General features: G+C 70.9%; 24 protein-coding genes. 15 read left to right on the forward strand and 9 right to left on the reverse strand.

Translation table 11 applies throughout. From position 1 onward, the window contains the following. The first annotated feature begins 4 nt into the window (after window positions 1-4). The 3 genes from map (at window position 5) to ACWEOW_RS10865 (ending at window position 4,106) form a co-directional block, all read left to right on the forward strand. Window positions 5-847: a type I methionyl aminopeptidase gene (gene map, locus ACWEOW_RS10855; RefSeq protein WP_452269203.1), complete on the forward strand. Its 843-nt coding sequence runs from the start codon at window positions 5-7 to the stop codon at window positions 845-847. 98 nt (window positions 848-945) lie between these two features. Further along, complete coding sequence (locus ACWEOW_RS10860; RefSeq protein ID WP_452269204.1) at window positions 946-2,469, forward strand: serine hydrolase domain-containing protein; 1,524 nt, start codon at window positions 946-948, stop codon at window positions 2,467-2,469. A 74-nt stretch (window positions 2,470-2,543) separates the two neighbouring features. Continuing rightward, window positions 2,544-4,106 carry a DHA2 family efflux MFS transporter permease subunit gene (locus tag ACWEOW_RS10865; RefSeq protein ID WP_452269205.1) on the forward strand — a complete coding sequence of 521 codons (1,563 nt, stop codon included), beginning with the start codon at window positions 2,544-2,546 and terminating at the stop codon, window positions 4,104-4,106. 29 nt (window positions 4,107-4,135) lie between these two features. On the opposite strand, the gene ACWEOW_RS10870 is transcribed toward ACWEOW_RS10865, so the two are convergent. Continuing rightward, window positions 4,136-4,810, reverse strand: coding sequence for a hypothetical protein (locus tag ACWEOW_RS10870; RefSeq protein ID WP_452269206.1), 675 nt, complete (start codon window positions 4,808-4,810; stop codon window positions 4,136-4,138). Window positions 4,811-4,969: 159 nt separating this feature from the next. Here ACWEOW_RS10870 and ACWEOW_RS10875 point away from each other — a divergent pair, with 159 nt between their 5' ends. Then, complete coding sequence (locus ACWEOW_RS10875; RefSeq protein ID WP_452269207.1) at window positions 4,970-5,314, forward strand: iron chaperone; 345 nt, start codon at window positions 4,970-4,972, stop codon at window positions 5,312-5,314. A 340-nt stretch (window positions 5,315-5,654) separates the two neighbouring features. Here the strand turns inward: ACWEOW_RS10875 and ACWEOW_RS10880 are convergent, their stop codons facing one another. The 6 genes from ACWEOW_RS10880 to ACWEOW_RS10905 all read right to left on the reverse strand — a co-directional run bounded on the left by ACWEOW_RS10880 (window position 5,655) and on the right by ACWEOW_RS10905 (window position 11,120). Further along, window positions 5,655-6,410, reverse strand: coding sequence for a M15 family metallopeptidase (locus ACWEOW_RS10880; protein WP_452269208.1), 756 nt, complete (start codon window positions 6,408-6,410; stop codon window positions 5,655-5,657). An 11-nt stretch (window positions 6,411-6,421) separates the two neighbouring features. Beyond that, entirely contained in the window at window positions 6,422-7,471 is a 1,050-nt protein-coding gene (locus ACWEOW_RS10885; protein WP_452269209.1) for a D-alanine--D-alanine ligase family protein, read from the reverse strand. After that, on the reverse strand, window positions 7,468-8,652 hold the full coding sequence (alr, locus tag ACWEOW_RS10890) for an alanine racemase (protein ID WP_452269210.1): 1,185 nt from the start codon (window positions 8,650-8,652) through the stop codon (window positions 7,468-7,470). Before alr ends, ACWEOW_RS10885 begins: the two co-directional genes overlap by 4 nt. A gap of 334 nt (window positions 8,653-8,986) precedes the next feature. Continuing rightward, window positions 8,987-9,628: a response regulator gene (locus tag ACWEOW_RS10895; RefSeq protein ID WP_452269393.1), complete on the reverse strand. Its 642-nt coding sequence runs from the start codon at window positions 9,626-9,628 to the stop codon at window positions 8,987-8,989. Between the two features lie 8 nt (window positions 9,629-9,636). Continuing rightward, on the reverse strand, window positions 9,637-10,983 hold the full coding sequence (locus ACWEOW_RS10900) for a histidine kinase (RefSeq protein ID WP_452269211.1): 1,347 nt from the start codon (window positions 10,981-10,983) through the stop codon (window positions 9,637-9,639). Then, the gene (locus ACWEOW_RS10905; RefSeq protein WP_452269212.1) at window positions 10,980-11,120 is read right to left on the reverse strand and encodes a hypothetical protein; all 141 of its coding nucleotides are present in this window, start codon (window positions 11,118-11,120) and stop codon (window positions 10,980-10,982) included. The genes ACWEOW_RS10900 and ACWEOW_RS10905 overlap by 4 nt, the downstream gene beginning before the upstream one ends. A 214-nt stretch (window positions 11,121-11,334) precedes the next feature. On the opposite strand from ACWEOW_RS10905, the gene infA reads away from it, so the two are divergent. From infA to rplQ, 7 genes are all read left to right on the forward strand, one after another. Next, window positions 11,335-11,556 carry a translation initiation factor IF-1 gene (infA, locus tag ACWEOW_RS10910; RefSeq protein ID WP_013493543.1) on the forward strand — a complete coding sequence of 74 codons (222 nt, stop codon included), beginning with the start codon at window positions 11,335-11,337 and terminating at the stop codon, window positions 11,554-11,556. A 159-nt stretch (window positions 11,557-11,715) separates the two neighbouring features. Then, window positions 11,716-11,829 (forward strand): 50S ribosomal protein L36, encoded by a 114-nt coding sequence (rpmJ, locus tag ACWEOW_RS10915; protein ID WP_006592630.1) that lies wholly within the window; start codon window positions 11,716-11,718, stop codon window positions 11,827-11,829. Window positions 11,830-12,046: 217 nt separating this feature from the next. Further along, the gene (gene rpsM, locus ACWEOW_RS10920; protein WP_452269213.1) at window positions 12,047-12,421 is read left to right on the forward strand and encodes a 30S ribosomal protein S13; all 375 of its coding nucleotides are present in this window, start codon (window positions 12,047-12,049) and stop codon (window positions 12,419-12,421) included. Window positions 12,422-12,481: 60 nt separating this feature from the next. After that, a complete protein-coding gene (rpsK, locus tag ACWEOW_RS10925; protein ID WP_034801606.1) occupies window positions 12,482-12,877 on the forward strand; it encodes a 30S ribosomal protein S11 in 396 nt (131 codons plus the stop codon). A gap of 31 nt (window positions 12,878-12,908) precedes the next feature. Beyond that, window positions 12,909-13,517, forward strand: a complete 609-nt coding sequence (gene rpsD / locus ACWEOW_RS10930) for a 30S ribosomal protein S4 (protein WP_452269214.1) — start codon at window positions 12,909-12,911, stop codon at window positions 13,515-13,517. A gap of 161 nt (window positions 13,518-13,678) precedes the next feature. After that, on the forward strand, window positions 13,679-14,710 hold the full coding sequence (locus ACWEOW_RS10935; protein ID WP_452269215.1) for a DNA-directed RNA polymerase subunit alpha: 1,032 nt from the start codon (window positions 13,679-13,681) through the stop codon (window positions 14,708-14,710). An 82-nt stretch (window positions 14,711-14,792) separates the two neighbouring features. Then, entirely contained in the window at window positions 14,793-15,503 is a 711-nt protein-coding gene (gene rplQ, locus ACWEOW_RS10940; protein ID WP_452269216.1) for a 50S ribosomal protein L17, sunset domain variant, read from the forward strand. Between the two features lie 351 nt (window positions 15,504-15,854). Here rplQ and ACWEOW_RS10945 read toward each other — a convergent pair whose 3' ends face one another. Continuing rightward, window positions 15,855-16,409, reverse strand: a complete 555-nt coding sequence (locus tag ACWEOW_RS10945; protein ID WP_452269217.1) for an AMIN-like domain-containing (lipo)protein — start codon at window positions 16,407-16,409, stop codon at window positions 15,855-15,857. 156 nt (window positions 16,410-16,565) lie between these two features. Between ACWEOW_RS10945 and truA the strand changes: the two genes are divergently transcribed. After that, window positions 16,566-17,474: a tRNA pseudouridine(38-40) synthase TruA gene (gene truA / locus ACWEOW_RS10950; RefSeq protein ID WP_452269218.1), complete on the forward strand. Its 909-nt coding sequence runs from the start codon at window positions 16,566-16,568 to the stop codon at window positions 17,472-17,474. Here the strand turns inward: truA and ACWEOW_RS10955 are convergent. After that, window positions 17,442-18,674, reverse strand: a complete 1,233-nt coding sequence (locus ACWEOW_RS10955; RefSeq protein ID WP_452269219.1) for a cation:proton antiporter — start codon at window positions 18,672-18,674, stop codon at window positions 17,442-17,444. The genes truA and ACWEOW_RS10955 overlap by 33 nt on opposite strands. A gap of 62 nt (window positions 18,675-18,736) precedes the next feature. On the opposite strand from ACWEOW_RS10955, the gene ACWEOW_RS10960 reads away from it, so the two are divergent. From ACWEOW_RS10960 to ACWEOW_RS10970, 3 genes are all read left to right on the forward strand, one after another. After that, complete coding sequence (locus tag ACWEOW_RS10960) at window positions 18,737-19,357, forward strand: hypothetical protein (protein WP_452269220.1); 621 nt, start codon at window positions 18,737-18,739, stop codon at window positions 19,355-19,357. A 5-nt stretch (window positions 19,358-19,362) separates the two neighbouring features. Further along, window positions 19,363-19,998, forward strand: coding sequence for a hypothetical protein (locus ACWEOW_RS10965; RefSeq protein ID WP_452269221.1), 636 nt, complete (start codon window positions 19,363-19,365; stop codon window positions 19,996-19,998). Window positions 19,999-20,150: 152 nt separating this feature from the next. Next, entirely contained in the window at window positions 20,151-21,833 is a 1,683-nt protein-coding gene (locus ACWEOW_RS10970) for an ABC-F family ATP-binding cassette domain-containing protein (protein WP_452269222.1), read from the forward strand. Window positions 21,834-21,843: the final 10 nt, after the last annotated feature.

The following is a 21,843-nucleotide window of genomic DNA, read 5'->3' on the forward strand; positions in this document are numbered from 1 at the left end:
CTCGATGTTCGGACGCCGTCGGCTCCAGGGCCGCACCGACGAGCAGCTCCTCCTCATGCGTGAGGCGGGGCTGCTCGTCGGTCGTACCCTCGAGCTGCTGGCCGCGCACGTGCGCCCGGGCGTGACGACCCTGGAGCTCGACGGGCTCGCCGAGGACTTCATCCGCAGCCACGGCGGCATCCCGAACTTCCAGCTGGTCCCCGGGTACCACCACACGCTGTGCACGAGCGTCAACGAGGAGGTCGTCCACGGCATACCCGGTGGGCGTGTCCTCGAGCCAGGCGACGTCGTGTCCATCGACTGCGGGGCCGAGGTGAAGGGCTGGAACGGCGACGCCGCGTTCACGGCGGTCGTCGGCGGCCCGGAGGCCGCCCGGCCCGAGGACCTGGACCTCATCGCGGCGACCGAGCAGAGCCTGTATGCCGGCATCGCCGCCATGCAGGTTGGTGGCCGCCTGTATGCCGTGGGCGACGCCGTCGAGGCAGCGATCGGCGGCGCGGCCACGCGCGACGGCCACACCTACGGCGTGGTCGACGAGTACGTCGGCCACGGCATCGGGCAGCAGATGCACATGGACCCGCAGATCCCCAACTACGCCGTGCGGGAGAACGGGCCGAAGCTCGTCGACGGGTTCACCGGTGCCATCGAGCCGATGGTGACCCTGGGGACGACTCAGACCACGGTCCTCGACGACGACTGGACGGTCGTGACGACCGACGGATCGCGGGCGGCGCACTGGGAGCACTCGGTGGCCGTCCGTGATGGTGGGCTGTGGATCCTCACCGCGATCGACGGCGGTCAGGCGGCGCTGGAAGCCCGCGGCGCGGCATACGCACCGCTGTCGTAGGCACTGTCCCGGCCGCGTTCCCGGCGCTTTCGTGAACCGCTCAGACAACGGGCGAGCGAAGGGGCCCACGCGCCCGGGCCACCGCGTAACGTGCGCTCGTGACCCTTCCTCGCAGCCACCCCTCCGCGCAGGGTGTCGACGCCCGCGGCCTCCTTGCGTTCCTCGACGTCGCCGAGCGCGACGACCTCGGGCTGCACAGCCTCATGGTCGTCCGTGGCGGTCACGTCGTCGCCGAGGGCTGGTGGAGCCCGTATGCCGCGGACCGGGTCCATCTCGGGTACTCGCTGTCGAAGACGCTGACCGCAACGGCCGTGGGGTTCCTGGCGCAGGAGGGGCGGCTCTCGCTCGATGACCTCGTGCTCGACCACTTCCCGCAGATCGACCGCGCGGCGGTCCCGCCGGGGTGGCGGGATGTGCGGATCAGGCACTGCCTGTCGATGACGGTGGGACATCCGGGCGAGGCCTGGGGCGAGGTGTTCGACCGCATGAGCAGCAGCCCGTCGGGCGAGGCCGGCGCCGGTGCCGATGCATTCGGTCAGGAGGCAGACGAGTCCGACATCTCGGGGAGGTCCGAGGCTGCGTCGGCCGACTGGGCGGCCGCGGTCGACTGGGTGCCCCGAGTCTTCGGGACCGTGCCGACCCATGAGCCGGGGACGTTCTTCGCCTACAACCAGGTGGCGACCTATCTCCTGTCCGTGATCGTCCGGCAGCTCGCCGGCGTCGGGGTGGCCGAGGTGCTCCGGCCGCGCCTGCTCACTCCGCTCGGGCTCCCGGACATCCCCTGGCATCGCGACCCGCTGGGGCGCGAGCTGGGCTTCTCCGGGGCGCACGTCACGACCGAGGCCATCGCGTCCGTCGCTCAGCTCTACCTCGACCGCGGGTGGTGGGAGGGACACCAGCTGCTGCCCGAGTGGTGGGTCGACGAGGCGACGGTCGGTTTCGGGCCGCTCAACACCGACCCCGTCGCCGACGAGGACTGGCGCAGGGGCTACGGCTACTCGTTCTGGATGCAGCGGCACGGGTATCGCGGCGACGGGGCGTACGGCCAGTTCCTCATCGTCCTGCCCGATCACGACACCGTCGTCGCGATCACGTCCGAGATCGCCCGGATGCAGTCCACGCTCGACGCGCTCTGGGAGCTCGTGGTGCCCGCGATCGGCGCGAGCGGCCCCGCGGAGGCGGACGCCGCGCTCGCCGCCCGGCTCGCCTCGCTCGAGATCCCGCCGCTCGCCGGCGACGCCCTCGGGCCCGAGTACGCCGAGTTCACCCGGTCGGCCGCCTCCGACCTGGCCGCCGGGTATGCCGCCGTGTCCGTCGCGCGGGACGGCGCGGACCACGTGCTCGGCCTCAACCGCGACGGGGAGTGGCTGTACATCCCGGTTGCGGTGGGTCAGTGGCGCGAGTCCGACCTCGTCGGTGCCGGTGGCACGCTCCCGGTCGTCGCGAGCGGCGGCTGGGTCGACGAGGACACCTACCGCGCGGAGGTCATCGTCATCGAGACTCCCCACCGTTTCCGGGTGGAGGCGCGGCTGCGCGGGGCCGATGCCGACCTCGTGTGGCGGATGGTCCCGCTCACCGGCTACGACCCGCTCTGGCTGGCAACCCGCTGGGGATCCGGCTGACCGTTTCACGACTGTCGGTGGCCAGGTGCAGAATCGAGGGATGCCGTAGCAGACGGCGGAAGGGGACGACGACGATGGCTGCAGACGAGCGGACGACGGACGTGACGCGGACGGGCCAGGCGGCATACGCGCCTGGTGGGGTGCCCGACGGGCACAGCCCATGGCCGGCGTTGTGGGCGATGGTCATCGGCTTCTTCATGATCCTCGTCGACTCGACCATCGTGTCGGTGGCGACCCCGGCGATCCTGCGCGGCCTCGACACCGACGTCAACAGCGTCATCTGGGTGACGAGCGCGTACCTGCTGGCCTACGCGACGCCGCTGCTGATCACCGGCCGCCTCGGGGACCGGTACGGCCCGAAGAACCTCTACCTCTCGGGTCTGACCATCTTCACGCTGGCCTCCCTGTGGTGCGGCCTCACGGGCACGATCACCGGGCTCATCATCGCCCGGGTCGTCCAGGGGCTCGGTGCGTCGATGCTGACGCCGCAGACCATGGCGGTCATCACCCGCACGTTCCCGGCGGCCTCGCGGGGTCAGGCGATGGCCCTGTGGGGCGCGACTGCCGGCGTCGCGATCCTCGTCGGCCCGATCGTCGGCGGACTGCTGGTCGACGGGCCCGGGTGGGAGTGGATCTTCTTCATCAACGTGCCGGTCGGCATCATCGCGTTCGTGCTCGCCGCGCGTCTCGTCCCGCACCTCGAGACCCACAGCCACACCTTCGACTGGCTCGGCGTCGCGCTGTCGGCGATCGGCATGTTCCTGCTCGTCTTCGGCGTGCAGGAGGGCGAGAGCTATGACTGGGGGACGATCACCGGGTTCATCAGCGTCCCGCTGCTCATCGCAGCGGGGATCGTCGTGCTCGGCATCTTCGTGTGGTGGCAGTCGCGCAACACCCGTGAGCCGCTGCTTCCGCTCGGTCTCTTCCGCGACCGCAACTTCTCGCTCGCCAACGTCGCCATCACGACGATTGGGTTCGCGATCACCGCGATGGCATTCCCGTTCATGCTCTACGCCCAGGCGGTTCGCGGGATGTCGCCGACCGCCTCGGCGCTGCTGCTCGCCCCGATGGCCGTCATCTCCGGTGGCCTGGCTCCCGTGGCGGGCAAGATGGCCGACCGGGTGCACCCGCGTGGCATCACCACGGTGGGCATCGGGCTGACGTCGCTGTCGCTGTTCTGGGTCGCCTTCGTCATGCACCCCGCGACCGAGACCTGGGAGCTGCTGCTGCCGATGGCGCTCATGGGCGTCGGCAACGCCTTCATGTGGGGCCCGCTCGGTGCGACGGCCACCCGCAACCTGCCGCTCACGTCGGCCGGGGCCGGGTCGGGCGTCTACAACACGACCCGTCAGTTCGGGGCGGTGCTCGGCAGTGCCGCCATCGCTGCCGTCATCGAGGCCCGGCTCGCCGCCAACCTGCCGATCGCCACCGGCAACATCGGCTCGATGCAGGCGGCCGGTGGCCGCGCGATGCCGCCTGCCATCGCCGATGGTTTCTCCGACGCGATGTCACAGGCGATGCTGCTGCCGGCCGCGGTCCTGCTCATCGGTGTGGTCGCGGTGCTGTTCTTCCAGCGTCCTGCTGTGCAGGTGCAGGCCGCCAAGGCGCGCGCCGTCGACGTTGCCGCCGAGGCCTGACCAAGACGACCTGGGACGACTCGATCCGGTCAGCGGCCGAGCGAGCCGGCGCGTCCGCCGACGTGCACCACGAGGCGCTCGGCGACGGCTCGCGCGTTGGCCTGGAGCACCTCGAGCGGGACGCGCGGGAGGTTCTCCTCCCAGTCGATGAGCGGAGACCCGCGGAACTGCGGGATGCGGGCCGGGCGGCCGAGGAAGAGCAGGTGCAGGTGCGCGCCACCGTCGCCGTACTTCGCCAGCTGCACGCGGCCGACGCTCGGCACGTGCTCCGCGGCGTCCGACACCGCGACGATCAGCTGGCCCATCTCAGCGGCGAGGTCGAGCGGGAGCGAGGGCAGGTCGTGGTGCTCCAGCGGCGAGAGCACGAGCATCAGCGGCAGGCCGGTCTCGCGACTCAGACCGAGCCGCCAGCGCGGGTTGGTCCACACTGTGGTGCCGTCATCGTCGCCGAAGCCGGAGGCGCACCAGCAGTCGGCCGCCGACTCGCCTCGGCGCGCTGGCTCCTCGTCGGCCAGCGGCTGCAGCGGCTTGAGGCGCAGGGTGTCCGTCTCGTACGGGTAGATGTCCCAGCCCGGCATCTCCTCGACCGCGACGGGCAGCCGCCCGTCTCGGTCGGTGGCCGCGACGATCCGGGCGTAGTAGTCCTCGATGCTCTCGGCCTCGGCCAGCAGGTCGGGCTCGAGTCGGGTCGCGTCGTCGCTCACATGCGCCAGTATGCCGTCCGGCCGGTTCTCACACGCCGGCGCGGCCTTGACGGGACGGCACATCCAGACGACCGCTCCCGCCGGAGTGGTAGCCGGTGGCGAGAAGTGCGTGCGCCGACAACGGCCTCCGCTGTCGGTGCCAGATGGCACGATCGACCCATGGGGACGCTCTCTGACTATCTCGCCGAAGTGCCCGACGACCAGCGACCAGCGCTGCAGCGCGTCGTCGACGTGGCACGCGGCATCGTTCCAGACGCGGAGGAGGGCCTCAGCTACGGCATGCCGGCCCTGCGCTACCGCAACAAGCCGCTCATCGGCGTGGTCGCCGCGGCCAAGCACCTGTCGGTGTTTCCGTTCAGCCCGGCCGTCGTCGAGGCCGTGGCCCCGGACCTCGAGGGCTTCTCGCTGTCGAAGGGCACGATCCGGTTCAGCGCAGAGCAGCCGGTCCCGGACGAGGTCGTCGAGCGGATCGTCACGCTGCGCCTCGCCGAGATCGAGGGCTGAGCGACACCCGTCCGCCCTCGGCCCCCGGTCGAGCGACCAGCCACTGGGGGAGTCGTGGCGGGCCCAGCGTCGAGTGGGCGCCCCGTCACCGCGAGTGGCCCAGCGGGTGGTGACGGCCTCTGGTCGAGTGGGCGCCCTGTCACGGGGGTCACTGTGGTTTGCGGGTCTGGTGTGACGGGAGTGACCATGCGCCCACTCGACGGGGTGTTGTCGGTGTGTGCCTCCTCCGGTCGAGTGGGCGCCCCGTCACAGGGTCACTGTTGTTTGCGAGTGTTGTTTGCGGGTCTGGTGTGACGGGAGTGACCAAGCGCTCACTCGACGGGGGCGCTGTCCAGGGCGTTCACGGCTCCCAGCCGGCGACGGGGCCGTGGATCGCGAAGGGCTTGCCCGTCATATGAGCCCAGTATCTGTCGCCGAAGGACCAGTGCCACCACTCGGTCGGGTAGTTGACCAAGCCTGCGCGCCCTAGGGCCGAGGCGAGCACCGTTCGCAGCCTGCGCGCCTCGGCTCCGATCTGCGGCGCATCGAAGTAGCATGCGCCGCCGCTCGCCTCCGGTGTGGCGTCGATCGGGGTGCCGAGATCGAGTGGTTCGCCGTTGTCGGCGACGAGGGTCAGGTCGACGGCAGCGCCGCTCACGTGGGGCGCCGAGTTCGGTGACGCGACGAAGCGGCTCACCAGCCGGTCGAGGTCGAGTTCCTCGAGCCCGGGGTGGTCGGCCGCCAGACGAGCCCGGTAGGCCGAATGGATCGCCCGCTGGGTGCCGAGAGGCCGCACGCCTTCGACGACGAGCAGGTGGACACCCTCCGGCAGAAGGGCATCGGCCTCGCCCAGCCGTTCGGCAACCGTGCGACGCACCAGGCGGTGCCACCCGGCCGTCGGCACCTCGAGCGCCGCCGCCGACGTCGTCCCCGGCGACGGCCCCGGGGCCTGGGCAGCGGCATACGGTGCGAGTCCCAAGCCCGGCGGTGGCGCGGGGGCCGGCGCGCGGACCCGGAGGCCGATAGTCGCGAGGTCGACGAGCGGCGACCCGTCCTCGACGACCCGGATGCTCGCGACGACTGGATCGGACAGCAGGACGGGCCCGAAGCCTGCCATCGCGGGCGCCGTCACCGGTCGGCCCAACTCGGCGTGATGGCGACAGCTCGCCGCGCCGCCGTGCGGACGAGAACGTCGACCAGCTCGGGGTACGTCCAGCCTGCTGCCGCCCACATCCGCGGGAACTGCGACATCGGCGTGAAGCCGGGGAAGGTGTTGACCTCGTTGAGCACCGGCCCGTCGAGACCGACGAGGAAGTCCATGCGAGCCAGGCCGCGACAGCCGAGGACCCGGTACGCGGTGCTCGCGAGGCGCTCCAGCTGCTCGGTCACCTCTGTCGTGGTCGGGGCGGGCACCGTGAACCGGGTCGCCGCGCTCGCGTACTTCGCCGTCTCGGTGAAGAACGGCTCGTCGGGGTCGCTCTCGACCAGGAGCGATGGGCCGCACCGCACCTGCCCGTCGGGCAGCTCCAGCACCGGCACATCGATCTCGATCCCGGCCACTTCGGCCTCGATGAGCACGTGGTCCGTCCGCGTCGCGAGGGCGGCTCCGAGCGCCGCTGCGAGCGCCGACGACAGGCCGCTGCCCGACGAGACGCCGTCGACCCGCGTGACTCCCACGCTCGACCCACCGTGCACGGGCTTGACGAAGAGCGGCCCGCTCAAGCCCATATCTGCCAGCTCCGCCACGAGCCGTGCGAGCTCGTTCGCCGAGCGAGTCGCGGCGAGCGCGCGGTCCGCCGGCACGAGCAGACCCGGCGCGACGGGCAGTCCGGCGGCTGCGACGACCAGCTTCGTCAGCTGCTTGTCGAGGCAGACTGCGCTCGCCGCAACGGGGGAGCCGACGTAGGGGACGCCGAGGACCTCGAGGAACCCCTGCACCGTCCCGTCCTCGCCGAGGACGCCGTGCAGGGCGGGGACCGCGACGTCGCAGCCCAACAGGGTCTCGACGGCTGCGAGCCGGCCCGAGCCGGTCGGGGTGTGCCACTCGCCGGCGCGGTCGATCAGGACCCGGACGACGTCGTGCCCCGCTCGGCACAGCCCGTCGACGATGCCTTCCCCGCTCGCCAGCGACACGTCGTGCTCGGAGCTCGTCCCGCCGTGGATGACTGCGACCCTCATGCCTGCTCCCTTCCAGAGCTGAACTCGTCGACGGCGCCGATGTGCCGGCGCACGACCCGGGCGCCGATCCCGGTGTAGATCTCGTGCTCGTTGGTGCCGGACCACCCGGCCCAGTCGCGTGCGGTCGGCTCACCACGGTCGCCCGGACCGAGGACGACGACCTCGGTGCCGACCGAGGCCGGTTCCGGGCCGAGATCGGCGACGACCTGGTCCATGCAGATCTGGCCGATGAGTGGCACCAGGCGCCCGCCGACCCAGACGCGTGCCCGCCCGGTGGCGGCGCGGGGAAGCCCGTCGGCGTACCCCACCGGGATGAGGGCCAGGTGCGTGTCGCGTGTCGTGCGGCCCACGTGGTCGTAGCCGACACCGCGTCCGGCCGCGACCCGGCGGACCTGGACCACCCGGCTGCGGACCGTCAGCGCGGGCCGCAGGCCCTCGCCGATGCCGTAGATGCCCGCTCCGACCCGGACGAGGTCGTATGCCGTCGGGCCCGGGTTCGATTGCACCGCAGCGGTGTTCGCAAGATGAACAACCTCGGGCCGAAGGCCCGCCGCGCGGGCCAGGTCGATGCCGACGCGGAACATGAGCAGCTGTCGATGCGTCGCGACGGCGTCCGGGTCACCGCCGTGCGACAGGTGCGACCACAGGCCCGCGACGCGGACCGTGCCGGCCGACTCGAGGGCGGCGGCGGCCGTCACGAGCCGCACCCAGTCCTCGCCGGGACAGCCGCTGCGGTGCAGGCCTGTGTCGAGCTTGAGATGGATCCGCGGACGCAGCCCGATCCGGGCGACCCGGGCGATGGCGGCAAGGTCGCCCGGGCTGCTCACGGCCAGGTCCACGCGCTCCGCGACCGCACCTGGGGCCTGCGCGAGGTCGAACAGCCAGGCGAGCACGGGGGCGCGGATGCCGGCCTGCCGGAGCTCGAGCGCCTCCGCGATCCGGGTCACTCCGAGCCAGGACGCGCCGGCCGCCAGACAGGTGCGCGCGACCGGCACCGAGCCGTGCCCGAACGCGTCGGCCTTGACGACCGCCATGAGACGGGTGCCCGCGGCCGCGCGCAGTCCGCGCACGTTCGCAGCGATGGCGACGTGGTCGACGACGGCCTCGGCCAGCTCGCCCGCAAGCGGGGCGAGCTGCACGAGCTCGACTGCGGCGGTGGCTGACTCGCCTCGTTCGATCATGTCTCGACGCTAGGAGCGCGCCCCGGCGACCACATCGGGCCGCGGGCCGAACGGCGCCTCCTCCCACGGGAGGATGGTCGGGCGTCCCGGGCGGAGGCCCGCGTCCCAATTCACCTGTCGAGTGGCCTGGTGGTCACTCGGGGGGCGGGGTCGGGGGTGGGGTTGCGGGGCCACTCGAGTGGCGAGTGGCCTGGTGGTCACTCGGGGGGCGGGGTGGGGGGTGGGGTTGCGGGGCCACTCGAGTGTCGAGTGGCCTGGTGGTCACTCGGGGGCGGGGTCGGGGGTGGGGTTGCGGGGCCACTCGAGCGTCGAGTGGCCTCCTCGTCGCACTGACTCAGGGCAGCGCCACGGCGCCCGTCTGGTAGGCCAGCACCACGAGAGCGACGCGGTCCCGCACCCCGGTCTTGGCCAGGATGTGCCCGACGTGGGTCTTGACCGTCGTCTCGGACACGAACAGCGCCTCGGCGATCTCGGAGTTGGTCAGGCCGTTCGCGATCGCCACCCAGACCTCGCGTTCGCGGTCGGTCAGCGCAGTGGTGCGGTCCACGAGGGCGCGGGCCACTGGCGCGCTGCGGACGTACGTCTCCACGAGCCGCCGGGTGGTCGAGGGCGCGATGACGGCGTCTCCGGCGTGCACGGTCCTGATGGCGGCCAGGAGGTCCTCGGGTGGTGCGTCCTTGAGCAGGAAGCCCGACGCGCCCGCGCGCAGCGCGGTGAAGGCGTACTCGTCGAGGTCGAACGTCGTGAGCACGAGCACCTTGGTGGCACAGTCGCGTTCGACGATGAGGCGGGTGGCCTCGATACCGTCCATCCGCGGCATACGCACGTCCATGAGCACGACGTCGGCCGGGACGGTACTCAGGGTGTCGAGGCACTGCTGCCCGTCAGCGCACTCCGCGACGACGGTGAGGTCGGCCTGTGAGCGCACGAGCATGGCGAAGCCGGCGCGGACCAGCGCCTGGTCGTCGACGATCATCACCCGGATCACGGGATGACCTCGATCGGCCGGGTCGCCTCGGGAGCGAGCCGGGGCAGGGTCGCCACGACCCGGAAGCCGCCGCGCGGGTCGGGCCCGGTGACGAGCGAGCCCCCCAGCATGTCGACCCGCTCGGCCATGCCGCGCAGCCCGTGCCCGGGGGCGCCGGCGTCCACCGGGCCGCCGAGGCCGTCGTCGACGACCTCGACGACGACGCGCGAAGGGTGGACCGAGACGGTGACCCACGCGGTCGCTTCGTCTCCGGCGTGCTTCATGACGTTCGTCAGGGCCTCTTGGACGATCCGGTATGCCGTCAGGCCCGTCGCAGAGCCCTCCTCGCTCCCAGGTCCCGACGACAGCTCGCCGTCGACCCGCAGGTGGACCGTCCGCCCGCCCGCGGTGAGCCCCGCCACGAGTGTCTCGATGTCGGCCAGGCCCGGCTGAGGGGCATCGGGGCTCGCCGACTCGTCGTCGCGGAGCACGCCGAGGAGCCGACGCATCTCGGCGAGCGAGGACCGCCCCGTCGCGGCGATCGTCGCGAGCGCCGCGGTCGCCGCGTCGGGGTCGGTGGCGGCGGCGAAGCGGGCTCCGTCGGCCTGGACGATCATGACCGACAGGCCGTGGGCCACGACGTCATGCATCTCGCGCGCGATCCGCTGCCGGTCGGCGAGGGCGTCGGCCCTGCTCACCGCCGCCCGTTCGGCCTGCTGGTGGGCGGCGGCGTCGGCCGCGTGCGACTCCGACTCCCGCTGGAGCGCGCGCCGCTCCCGTGCGGCCCTGACCTGGTCGGCGACGGCCCACGTGAGCACGACGACCGCACCGCTGTTGAACAGGAAGATGGCGACCCGGTCGGTGAGGAAGGTCTGAAGAGGCGGGAGGTAGTACCCGTAGCGCACGAACAGCAGGACCGTGGCGAGGCCGAGCGATCCCAGGGCCGCGGAGAGGGCCCAGAGCCCGTTGCGCCGATCGGTCCAGAGGGTCACGCCGAACAGGGCGATGAGAGCCATGATCACCGTCGGGAGGCCGAGCATGATGCCGACCGCATAGAGCAGGTACGCCAGCCCGCCGCAGGCCAGGAAGGTGGTGCGCGGGAACCGGGGGAGGAACAGCAGCGCCACCGCTCCGAGGCCGATGCCGAGGTAGCTGATGACCGCGGGCTGCTCCCTGACATTGACCCACCAGACGCCGAAACCCATGACGGCCGCGACGGTGATCGACCCGACGAAGTAGAGCAGTGCGATGATCGCCCCGACGCGGTCGACGAGGGGCCGTGGTGGGGCCGCAGGCTGCGGGGCTCGCGGTGCCCGGCCGCCGGTCGGCGTGGCGGGGTCCGAGGAGTCGGGCCAGGCGGTCACGCGAGCACGCTACCCAACCGGACGGCATACGTGATCATCCCGCGGGAGGAGCCGGCGCCCGCCTGTCGGCAGCGGCGCACGTGGGGCACGGCTGCGGTGCCGGGACCGGCCGTGGGAGCGACCGTGGGAGCGACCATGGCACGGACCGTGGGAGCGACCGTGGGAGCGACCGTCGCGACGACCTGTGGCCGACCGCCACGATTTCAGGGAAACGGGCAAGGTGGCGTATTCTTGTGCGTTGGGTGTCGTGTGCCTCGACGCTCGGATAACGCCTGTGCCTACGCATGGGCATCCTAGGCACGCTCAAGGCCGCTCCACTCCGGGTCGGCCACCAACAGATTGACGGAGGATATGGCCAAGAAGGACGGTGTCATCGAGATCGAGGGCACGATCGTCGAGGCTCTCCCGAACGCGATGTTCCGGGTGGAGCTATCCAACGGTCACAAGGTGCTCGCACACATCTCGGGGAAGATGCGCCAGCACTACATCCGGATCCTTCCCGAGGACCGGGTCGTGGTGGAGCTCTCGCCCTATGACCTGACCCGCGGTCGGATCGTCTTCCGATACCGCTGAGCACCTGGGTCGGCTGATGGGGCGCGCACCAGCGCGCCCGCCCAGCCGGAACACGTGCGAGGCACCCAACAGCACCACCACCCCGACAACACAGCACCTCGTCGTGGCGAGCCCTCCGGGCGCGCACCGGCAGGCGCACGATCTGAAGACAGCAGGCAGATGAAGGTTCAGCCCAGCGTCAAGAAGATCTGCGACAAGTGCAAGGTGATCCGCCGCAACGGGCGGGTCATGGTGATCTGCGAGAACCTGCGCCACAAGCAGCGCCAGGGCTGAGCAGCCACCACCTCGCCGTCGACAGAACTTCGACAGCACGCAACACAAGTGAATGACAGCAGCACCCGGCCCCTGATGACCGACCGTCGAGTCGGCGCAGGATGTCACCCCCGGCTCGGAGGCCGGGGACCGGTGACCGCCCTTCTGCGTGGCGGACCAGAACCGGATCGGCGCTGCTCCAGACCTCCGCGAAACAGAAAACAGGAGAACACCCAACATGGCTCGTCTTGTTGGAGTTGACCTTCCGCGCGAGAAGCGCGTCGAGGTCGCACTGACCTACATCTTCGGTGTGGGTCGCACCCGTAGCAAGGAGGCGCTGGCCGCGACCGGCGTCAACCCGGACACCCGCGTCAAGGATCTCGGTGAGACCGAGCTCGTTGCGCTTCGTGACTTCCTCGAGGGCAACTACCGCCTCGAGGGCGACCTTCGCCGCGAGGTTCAGGCCGACATCCGCCGCAAGGTCGAGATCGGCTCCTACGAGGGTCTTCGTCACCGTCGTGGTCTGCCCGTGCGCGGACAGCGCACGAAGACCAACGCGCGCACCCGCAAGGGCCCGAAGCGCACCGTGGCCGGCAAGAAGAAGGCCAAGTGACGCTGAACGCCATGTGGCGTCGCGTCTCACCGACTCATCAGTTCTGACGTAGGAGAAACATTGCCTCCCAAGGCTCGAGTGACGAAGGTTCGTCGCAAGGAGAAGAAGAACGTCGCCCACGGGCACGCTCACATCAAGAGCACGTTCAACAACACGATCATCTCGATCACGGACCCCACCGGTGCCGTGATCTCGTGGGCCTCTGCCGGCCAGGTCGGCTTCAAGGGCTCGCGTAAGTCCACCCCGTTCGCTGCCCAGATGGCGGCCGAGGCTGCTGCCCGCCGCGCCATGGAGCACGGCATGCGCAAGGTCGACGTCTTCGTCAAGGGCCCCGGCTCGGGCCGCGAGACGGCGATCCGCTCGCTGACCGCAACCGGCCTCGAGGTCGGCGCGATCAGCGACGTCACGCCCACGCCGCACAACGGTGTCCGTCCGCCCAAGCGCCGTCGCGTTTGATCAGGCCTGAGCGAAGGATTAGGTAAGAACCATGGCTCGTTACACCGGCCCGATCACCAAGAAGTCGCGTCGTCTCAAGATGGACCTCGTCGGCGGCGACAAGAACTTCGAGCTCCGTCCGTTCCCGCCCGGCCAGCACGGCCGTCGCCGGATCCAGGAGAAGGAGTACCTCACCCAGCTTCAGGAGAAGCAGCGCGCTCGCTTCACCTACGGCGTCATGGAGAAGCAGTTCGTCCGGTACTACCAGGAGGCGGCTCGCCGCCCCGGCAAGACCGGTGAGAACCTGCTCACCATCCTCGAGTCGCGCCTCGACAACGTGGTCTACCGCGCGGGCCTGGCCCGCACGCGTCGTCACGCTCGTCAGCTCGTGACGCACGGCCACTTCGAGGTCAACGGCGTTCGCGTCGACGTGCCCTCGTACCGCGTCGAGCAGTACGACATCATCACGGTCCGCAAGCAGTCCGTCGAGTCCTTCCCGTTCGAGCTGGCCCGCCAGACGTACGGCGAGCGTCCCGTCCCGGCCTGGATGCAGGTCGTCCCGGGCTCGCTGCAGATCCTCATCCACCAGCTCCCGGTGCGCGCGCAGATCGACTCGCAGCTCACCGAGCAGCTGATCGTCGAGCTCTACTCGAAGAACTGACGAACCACTCACTGCCCGTATGCCGCTGGGCCCGCCCAGCGGCATACAGGCGGGAGTGCTAGGGGCTGGCTCGCAGACAGAGCCGGGCCGGCCCGCCCGGATCACGACCGGGCAGTTTCACGCGGCGTCATATGGCGGTCGCCCGTGGGAAGGAATGAAGAGTGCTCATCGCACAGCGTCCCGTGCTCTCCGAAGAAGTTGTTGTGGACAACCGCAGCCGCTTCACGATCGAGCCGCTCGAGCCTGGCTTCGGCTACACGCTCGGCAACTCCCTCCGTCGCACCCTGCTCTCGAGCATCCCGGGCGCGTCGGTCACCTCCATCCGCATCGACGGCGTGCTCCACGAGTTCACGACCGTGCCGGGTGTCAAGGAGGACGTCACCGAGGTCATCCTCAACATCAAGGGTTTGGTCGTCTCCTCCGAGCACGACGAGCCGGTCGTGATGTACCTGCGCAAGCAGGGCCCTGGCGCGGTCACCGCAGCCGACATCACCCCGCCCGCCGGTGTCGAGGTGCACAACCCCGACCTGCACATCGCGACCCTCAACGACAAGGGCAAGCTCGAGATGGAGCTGACCGTCGAGCGTGGCCGCGGCTACGTGTCGGCGCAGCAGAACAAGTCCGGTGACCAGGAGATCGGTCGCATCCCGGTCGACTCGATCTACAGCCCGGTGCTTGCCGTCACCTACAAGGTCGAGGCGACCCGCGTCGAGCAGCGCACCGACTTCGACAAGCTCATCGTCGACGTCGAGACGAAGAACTCGATGACTCCGCGCGACGCCATGGCCTCGGCCGGCAAGACGCTCGTCGAGCTGTTCGGCCTGGCGCGTGAGCTCAACGTCGAGGCCGAGGGCATCGACATGGGCCCGTCGCCGACGGACGCCGCGCTCGCCGCGGACCTGGCGCTGCCGATCGAGGATCTCGACCTCACCGTCCGTTCCTACAACTGCCTGAAGCGCGAGGGCATCCACACCGTGGGTGAGCTCGTGAGCCGCAGCGAGGCCGACCTGCTCGACATCCGCAACTTCGGTGCGAAGTCGATCGACGAGGTCAAGGCCAAGCTCGTCGGCATGGGTCTCTCCCTCAAGGACAGCCCGCCCGGGTTCGACCCGTCCGCCCTCGTCGAGGGCTACGGCGAGGACGACTTCAGCGACGACGACGACCAGTCGTTCGTCGAGGACGAGCGTCTCTGACCAACCTTGTTGACCGAGTCGCCTCAGCAGACGAGTCAGCGACAGGCCACCTGGCTCGGTCAGACCTTCTAGGAGAAACGAAATGCCCACCCCCACCAAGGGTCCCCGCGTCGGTGGCGGCCCCGCCCACGAGCGGCTGATCCTGGCAAACCTGGCGACGTCGCTGTTCGAGCACGACAGCATCACCACGACCGAGGCCAAGGCCAAGCGGCTGCGTCCGCTGGCCGAGCGTCTCATCACCTTCGCCAAGCGTGGCGACCTGTCGGCTCGCCGCCGCGTGCTGACGGTCGTGCGTGACAAGGGTGTCGTTCACCGTCTCTTCGCCGAGATCGCCCCCGACATGGCGGCTCGCGAGGGCGGCTACACCCGCATCACGAAGATCGGCCCGCGCAAGGGCGACAACGCCCCCATGGTCGTCATCGAGCTCGTCCGCGAGCCGCTGTCGGCCAAGAAGGCGACGGTCAAGGAGGCCGAGGCCGCCACGAAGCGCGCCGCCAAGCAGGGCGAGGCCAAGAAGGCCGCCGCGGCGACCAAGGCTGCGGAGGACGCCGAGAAGGGCGAGGCGACCGAGGCGACCGAGGCTGCTAAGGCTGTCGAGGTGCCCGAGGGCGCCGTCGCGGCCACCGAGGACGGCTCGGCCCCCGAGGGCTACACCGTCAAGGGCAATGCCGACTCGGGCCTGTACCACGAGCCGGACGGCCAGTGGTACGACGCCACCGTCGCGGAGTTCTGGTTCAAGTCCGCCGAGGACGCCGAGGCCGCTGGCTTCAAGAAGGCCGGCTCCGGCTCCTGAGCCTGGCTGCACCATCGCCGAGAGGCCACGTCCGTTGCGGACGTGGCCTCTCGGCATGGAGTGCCCCCATGGCGCCGGATCCGCACCATTTGGGGGCCGCGGCCCTCGTCCGGGTGCCCGGGGCGCTGGATCCGCACCATTTGGGGGCCGCGGCGCTCGTCCGGGTGCCCGGGGCGCTGGATCCGCACCATTTGGGGGCCGCGGCGCTCGTCCGGGTGCCCCGGGGCGCTGGATCCGCACCATTTGGGGGCCGCGGCGCTCGTCCGGGTGCCCCGGGGCGCTGGATCCGCACCACTTGGGGGCCGCGGCGCTCGTCCGGGGTCGGCGGCCGACGGTGGAGTGGGGCTGGCGTCACCAGGCGTTCGCGACGTCGACGACGAGGCGTTTGCTGCCGTCCGTGTTCGTGAGCGTGAAGACCCGCATCGGCAGCCGAGCTCGCACGCCCAGACCGAAGTCGGTGTAGCCCTCGAAGCTCCCGAGGTTCTTCAGCTGCCGGAACGTGCGCCAGCCGGTGTAGCCCACCGCCACGAATCCCAGAGTCGACGGTGCGTTGACCGTGATCTGGATCTTGGCACCGCCCGTCAGCGCGACGGGCAGCCCGCTCCCGGGCATCGTGACGGTGCTGACGTAGCGGACGTTGTAGCCGAGCTTGCCGCCGCCCCTGGCGATGTCGAAGACCAGTCGGTCGAAGCAGGTGTGCTGACCGGAGCGGACACCGGCGACCGCGCCGGTCCAGAGCCAGGCCGGGGTGGTCGCCTTGGGCAGCGAGCCCCAGGTGATGCCGCAGTACGGCGCCGAGGCCGTGCTCGCTGTGGCCGAGCCGCTCGTGCCGGCGACAGCCGCAGGAATCGCAAGGGCGGCGAGTGCCGCGGCGACGCTGAGACGGCGACGTGTGGTTGTGCTCATGGTGAGCCCCCTTGTGCGAAGGCCGGGCCCCGCTGCCCGGTGTCCATCTCGATGACGGATGAGGCCGCACCGTGGTTGACGCTGCTGACGAGTCCGCGTGGCCGGCGGCGTCCCGCGTTGTCCCCGTCCAGCGGCTGGAGATTAGGCTCGGGCACCATGAGCGAGCACGGGCCGAGCATCCGGGTGCGGCTCGACCTCGCCTACGACGGGACGGGCTACTCCGGCTGGGCCACGCAGCCTGGACGCAAGACGGTGGAGGGCGAGCTGACCTCTGCACTGACGACCGTGCTGCGTACGGCCGAGCCGGTCCAGCTCACCGTCGCGGGACGCACCGACGCCGGCGTCCATGCTCGCGGCCAGGTCGCCCATCTCGACGTCGAGGTCGCGGCCTGGGCAGCGCTGCCCGGACGGTCAGACCGCGCTCCGGGCGCCGCCCTCGTGAGCCGGCTGAGCGGCATACTGCCCCCGGACGTAGTGGTCCGGCGGGCGGCGGAGGCACCGATCGGCTTCGACGCGCGCTTCGGCGCGGTCGAGCGCCGATACCGCTACCGGATCGCCGACCCCGAAGCGACCCGCGATCCGCTGCGCAGGCACGACACCGTCTGGTGGCGCAGGCCGCTCGAGGTCGTTGCGATGGACGAGGCGGCGCGTGGGCTGCTCGGGCTTCGCGACTTCGCGGCGTTCTGCAAGCGCCGAGAAGGGGCCACGACGGTCCGCACGCTGCACGAGTTCTCCTGGCGCCGCCTCGACGACGGTGTCATCGAGGCGACGGTGCGGGCCGACGCGTTCTGCCACTCGATGGTGCGCTCGCTCGTCGGCTCAATCGTGCCGGTGGGGGAGGGGCGCCGCGAGCCGGACTGGCCGATTCGCTTGCAGGAGCGGGGAGTCCGTGCATCCGAAGTGCTCGTCATGCCGGCGCACGGCCTCAGCCTCGAGGAGGTCGTCTACCCTCCCGACGACGAGCTGGCCGCGCGTGCCGTCGCGGCTCGCGCCCGACGCGACACCCCGCCAGCCGCTGCCGAGCGGGGGTCCTCAAGCGTCGGGGGATCCTCTGTCGGAAGGTAGCTCGTCGGTGGCGACCGGCTCGTCGACCCGTCGAGGCTGGAGCAGGGCCGCGGTCATCGGCAGGAGCAGCACCGTGACGGCACCGCCGGCAACCAGGAGCGAGGCCGCGCCAGAGGTGAGGTACCCACCGTCGACGGCCACCGAGGTCACGGCAACGATGATGGGCAAGCCTGTCGCGCCGTAGAGTCCGACACGGACGGCATCGCGAGTGCCGAACGTCGGCGGCCCAGAAGGCTCGTCACGCTGCCGGCGGCTGGCCACGAAGACGGCCCCGCCCCGGACGACGATGATGAGCAGCACGAAGACGACGAGCGTCCAGGGGTGCTTGGCGACGGCCGAAGGGTCGATCGCCATCCCCGAGGTGACGAAGAACACCGGGATGAGCAAGCCGTAGGCGATGCCGTCGAGCTTGTGCTCCAGCGCTCGGTCGCCCTCAGGCAGGGCCCGGCGCAGGATGAATCCCGCGGCGAAGGCGGCGAGCACCACATCGAGGTCGAAAGCCTGCGCGAGCGCCATCAGCCCGACCAGCAGCAGCACGACGACCCGGACGGTGGTCTGGGAGGTCGTCTCCGCGCCCGCCGCGATCCGGCGGTGCACCTCAGTCCCGCGGTGCATCCGGGTCAGCCACGTGATGACCACGGCCGCGAGGGCGAAGACCACGAGCACCGCGATGGAGGCGAGGGACCCGCGGCTGCTCAGCAGCAGCGCCATCGCGATGACCGGGCCCAGCTCGCCGAAGGCGCCGTGAGCCATCACGGTGGCGCCGAGCCGAGTGGACAGCATCCCGCCGTCCTTGAGGATCGGCAGGAGGGTCCCGAGGGCGGTCGATGTCAAGGCGATCGCGACAGCGATGTTGCCGTGCGCGGTCGGCTCCGGCTGCAGGATGAACGTCAGGCCCAGGGCGACGGCGATACAGACGAGCCAGGTCACCAGGGCCCGGCGACCGAGGCGCCCGGTGAGCTCCTTGAGCTCGATCTCGTAGCCCGCGAGCAGGAAGAGCATCCCGAGGCCGAGCTGCCGCAGGACGTCGACGCCCTCGCTCGTGGTGGCCAGCCCCAGCACGTGCGGCCCGACGACCACACCGAGCACGAGCAGGACCACGACCTCGGGCAGCAGCCGGCGCGGCACCAGACCGGCGAGGAGGGGCGCCACGGCCGCGATGAGCGCGATCCAGAACAGCGATGTCGCAGCCTGCGCCATGGTTTCCTCCCCCAGACGGATCGGAATCGATGCTACTGACGGCCTGTGGTTGGATCGAGCGCATGACCCTCCGCCCGGTCCGTTTTGTCGCGGTCTCCGTCCTCACGTGCACGTTCGTGCTGACGGGCTGCACCCCGGGCTCCGCTCCTGTGGCGTCCGGCACCTCTGGGGGCGTGACCTCAGGCGGGTCCACCAGCACGGCCGCCACCGGGTCGGGGACGAGCAGCGAGGCACCAGGGGATGAGGTCACCGGGCGGTCGGGCAGCTTCACCGTGGTGCCACCGGAAGGCTGGGCGGAGGCGACCGACCGGGCCAAGGACGTCGCGAACATCGACCTCGTGCTGCTGTCCTCCCGCAAGGTCGACGGCTTCGCGAACAACCTCGTCGTCATCACCATCGGCGGCGACGAGTCGGCGCTGGAGCAGGAGCTCGCCAAGGGCCGGGAGCAGATGGCGGCCCTCGGACGGACCGTGACCGACGCGCCCGACCGGACGGTGGCCGGCACCGCAGCCCGAGGGTTCACGACGACGTTCAAGCAGCAGGGCATCGACGTCGTGGCGCGGTCCTATGCACTCCAGCGCAACGGCAAGATCTACCTGCTGACCCTCAGCGCGTCGCACGACGACGCCGACCACGCCCTGGCCGAGCTGGACGACCTCGCGTCCACGTGGGTCTGGAAGTAGGCCGTATGCCGTTGCGCCACAGGTCACCGCTCCTGCCGACCACGGCGGTCGCCCTCGCCGCGTCCCTGGCACTGGCTGCGTGCGGCGGTGCGGATCCGACCACCGCGCCCCAGCCCACCGACGTGGGCACCGTGCACCTACCGACCGCGAAGGTGCAGACGACCGACTCATCGGGTCACCGGATCGAGCAGCTGCCGGTCCTGCCGCCCGCACCGATGAGCGAGCACCGCGTGCGCGGCGAGGACTACAGCTACGCGCTTCCCGTCGCGTGGAGTCCGGGCCACGAGGCCGTCGACCCGCCCGCCGACACCCTCGTGCTGCCCGACGACCCGGACACCGCGGCGGTGATCGCGGTGGAGCGCCCGTTCAGGGCCGGCTCCCGCACCCTCGCAGAGGTCGTCGACAAGCTGCGGGCCGGGTTCGCGGCCAAGGGCTTCCAACCGAAGGCGGCCCCCGAGCGCGACATCGCCGGCTACCACGCGCAGGGGATCGTCGTGGACCAGTCCGACGAGCTCCGGCACGTCTACTACGTCGTCGTCTACACGGACCAGGTGTATGCCGTCCGGCTCAGCTACAAGCCGGCGAGTCCCGATCCGCTTGCCGTCTTCCGCGGTGTGCTCGACTCGTGGCTCTGGGGGTGACCGCGGCGTCCCCCCCCGACACACCAAGTCCACCGCGCCTGTGCTCTGCGAGCGTGGCGCAGCGCCGGACCGGTGGGTTGGTGTGTCCGCCGGGACGCGAGCAGGGTTATCCGCGTGACTCAGCCCGCCGGCATACGTCAGGCTTGACCTTCGTGGGCCACGTCGACGTCAACTCTGTCTTCTTCAGCCTGCCCGACGGCAGGCCACTGCTCAACGACGTCTCCGTGCGGGTCGGCGAGGGCGCGAAGGTCGCGCTGGTCGGCCCGAACGGCACGGGCAAGACGACGCTCGTGCGGATCATCGCCGGCGACCTGCCTGCCGACGACGGCGCCGTGACGCGGTCCGGCGGTCTCGGCGTGATGCGCCAGTTCATCGGCAAGGTCCGCGACGACTCCACCGTGCGCGACCTACTCGTGTCGGTGGCGCCGACCCGTATCCGCGAGGCCGCGCAGGAGGTCGACCGCAGCGAGCTGCTCATGATGGAGCGGGACGAGGAGGCCGACCAGATGGCCTACGCGCACGCGCTCGTCGAGTGGGGCGAGGCCGGCGGGTACGAGCAGGAGACCGTCTGGGACCAGTGCACGATGTCCGCGCTCGGCGTCCCGTACGAGTCGGCGCAGTGGCGCCGCGTCAACACCCTCTCCGGCGGCGAGCAGAAGCGGCTCGTGCTCGAGGCGCTGCTGCGCGGTCCCGAGGAGGTCCTGCTCCTCGACGAGCCGGACAACTACCTCGACGTGCCCGGCAAGCGATGGCTCGAGGAGGCGCTCATCGCCTCTCCGAAGACGGTGCTGTTCATCAGCCACGACCGCGAGCTGCTCGACCGGGTTGCGACCCGGATCGCGACGCTCGAGCCCGGTCCCGCGGGGGCGACCGTGTGGGTGCACCCAGGACGTTTCGCCACGTACGCGCAAGCGCGCATCGACCGCAACTCCAAGCTCGAGGAGATGCGCCGCCGTTGGGACGAGGAGCACGCCAAGCTCAAGGCCCTCGTGCTGATGTACAAGCAGAAAGCGGCCTACAACGACGGCATGGCCTCGCGGTACCAGGCGGCGCAGACGCGGCTGGCGAAGTTCGTCGAGGCCGGACCGCCCGAGGCAGTGCCGATGACCCAGCGGGTGACGATGCGGCTCTCGGGCGGTCGGACCGCCAAGCGGGCGATCGTTGCCACGCAGCTCGAGCTGACCGGGCTCATGAAGCCGTTCGACCTCGAGGTCTGGTACGGCGAGCGGGTCGCCGTGCTCGGTTCGAACGGGTCGGGCAAGTCGCACTTCCTGCGCCTGCTCGCGGCCGGCGGCACCGACCCCGAGCGTGAGCACCGGCCCGTCGGCGATGTCCAGCCCGACCCCGTCGCGCACACGGGCGTCGTCCGGCTCGGCTCACGCGTGCGCCCGGGCTGGTTCGCCCAGACCCACCAGCACCCGTCGCTGATGGGCCGGACCCTGCTCGAGATCCTGCATCGCGGCGACGAGCACCGCGCGGGCAAGCCCCGAGAGGAGGCGGCTCGCGCGCTCGACCGCTACGAGCTGGCTCGGTCGGGGGAGCAGCTCTTCGAGTCGCTGTCAGGGGGCCAGCAGGCCCGCTTCCAGATCCTGCTCCTCGAGCTGTCGGGCGCCACGCTGCTGCTGCTCGACGAGCCGACGGACAACCTCGACCTGCAGTCGGCCGAGGCCCTCGAGGAGGGGCTCGACCGCTTCGAGGGCACCGTCGTGGCGGTGACCCACGACCGGTGGTTCGCCAAGGGGTTCGACCGCTTCCTCGTGTTCGGCGCCGACGGCCGCGTCTACGAGGCGAACGAGCCGGTCTGGGACGAGGGCCGGGTCGTCCGTCCGCGCTGACCTGCTGAGC

This window comes from Monashia sp. NPDC004114 (assembly GCF_053603855.1).

Excerpts from the sequence above, each read along its gene's own strand:
- map (WP_452269203.1), top strand. The coding sequence starts at position 5 with ATGTTCGGACGCCGTCGGCTCCAGGGCCGCACCGACGAGCAGCTCCTC.
- ACWEOW_RS10865 (WP_452269205.1), top strand. The coding sequence starts at position 2,544 with ATGGCTGCAGACGAGCGGACGACGGACGTGACGCGGACGGGCCAGGCG.
- ACWEOW_RS10875 (WP_452269207.1), top strand. The coding sequence starts at position 4,970 with ATGGGGACGCTCTCTGACTATCTCGCCGAAGTGCCCGACGACCAGCGA.
- ACWEOW_RS10880 (WP_452269208.1), bottom strand. The coding sequence starts at position 6,410 with ATGGCAGGCTTCGGGCCCGTCCTGCTGTCCGATCCAGTCGTCGCGAGC.
- ACWEOW_RS10885 (WP_452269209.1), bottom strand. The coding sequence starts at position 7,471 with ATGAGGGTCGCAGTCATCCACGGCGGGACGAGCTCCGAGCACGACGTG.
- alr (WP_452269210.1), bottom strand. The coding sequence starts at position 8,652 with ATGATCGAACGAGGCGAGTCAGCCACCGCCGCAGTCGAGCTCGTGCAG.
- ACWEOW_RS10895 (WP_452269393.1), bottom strand. The coding sequence starts at position 9,628 with ATGATCGTCGACGACCAGGCGCTGGTCCGCGCCGGCTTCGCCATGCTC.
- ACWEOW_RS10905 (WP_452269212.1), bottom strand. The coding sequence starts at position 11,120 with ATGGTCGCTCCCACGGTCGCTCCCACGGCCGGTCCCGGCACCGCAGCC.
- infA (WP_013493543.1), top strand. The coding sequence starts at position 11,335 with ATGGCCAAGAAGGACGGTGTCATCGAGATCGAGGGCACGATCGTCGAG.
- rpmJ (WP_006592630.1), top strand. The coding sequence starts at position 11,716 with ATGAAGGTTCAGCCCAGCGTCAAGAAGATCTGCGACAAGTGCAAGGTG.
- rpsM (WP_452269213.1), top strand. The coding sequence starts at position 12,047 with ATGGCTCGTCTTGTTGGAGTTGACCTTCCGCGCGAGAAGCGCGTCGAG.
- rpsD (WP_452269214.1), top strand. The coding sequence starts at position 12,909 with ATGGCTCGTTACACCGGCCCGATCACCAAGAAGTCGCGTCGTCTCAAG.
- rplQ (WP_452269216.1), top strand. The coding sequence starts at position 14,793 with ATGCCCACCCCCACCAAGGGTCCCCGCGTCGGTGGCGGCCCCGCCCAC.
- ACWEOW_RS10945 (WP_452269217.1), bottom strand. The coding sequence starts at position 16,409 with ATGAGCACAACCACACGTCGCCGTCTCAGCGTCGCCGCGGCACTCGCC.
- truA (WP_452269218.1), top strand. The coding sequence starts at position 16,566 with ATGAGCGAGCACGGGCCGAGCATCCGGGTGCGGCTCGACCTCGCCTAC.
- ACWEOW_RS10955 (WP_452269219.1), bottom strand. The coding sequence starts at position 18,674 with ATGGCGCAGGCTGCGACATCGCTGTTCTGGATCGCGCTCATCGCGGCC.
- ACWEOW_RS10960 (WP_452269220.1), top strand. The coding sequence starts at position 18,737 with ATGACCCTCCGCCCGGTCCGTTTTGTCGCGGTCTCCGTCCTCACGTGC.
- ACWEOW_RS10965 (WP_452269221.1), top strand. The coding sequence starts at position 19,363 with ATGCCGTTGCGCCACAGGTCACCGCTCCTGCCGACCACGGCGGTCGCC.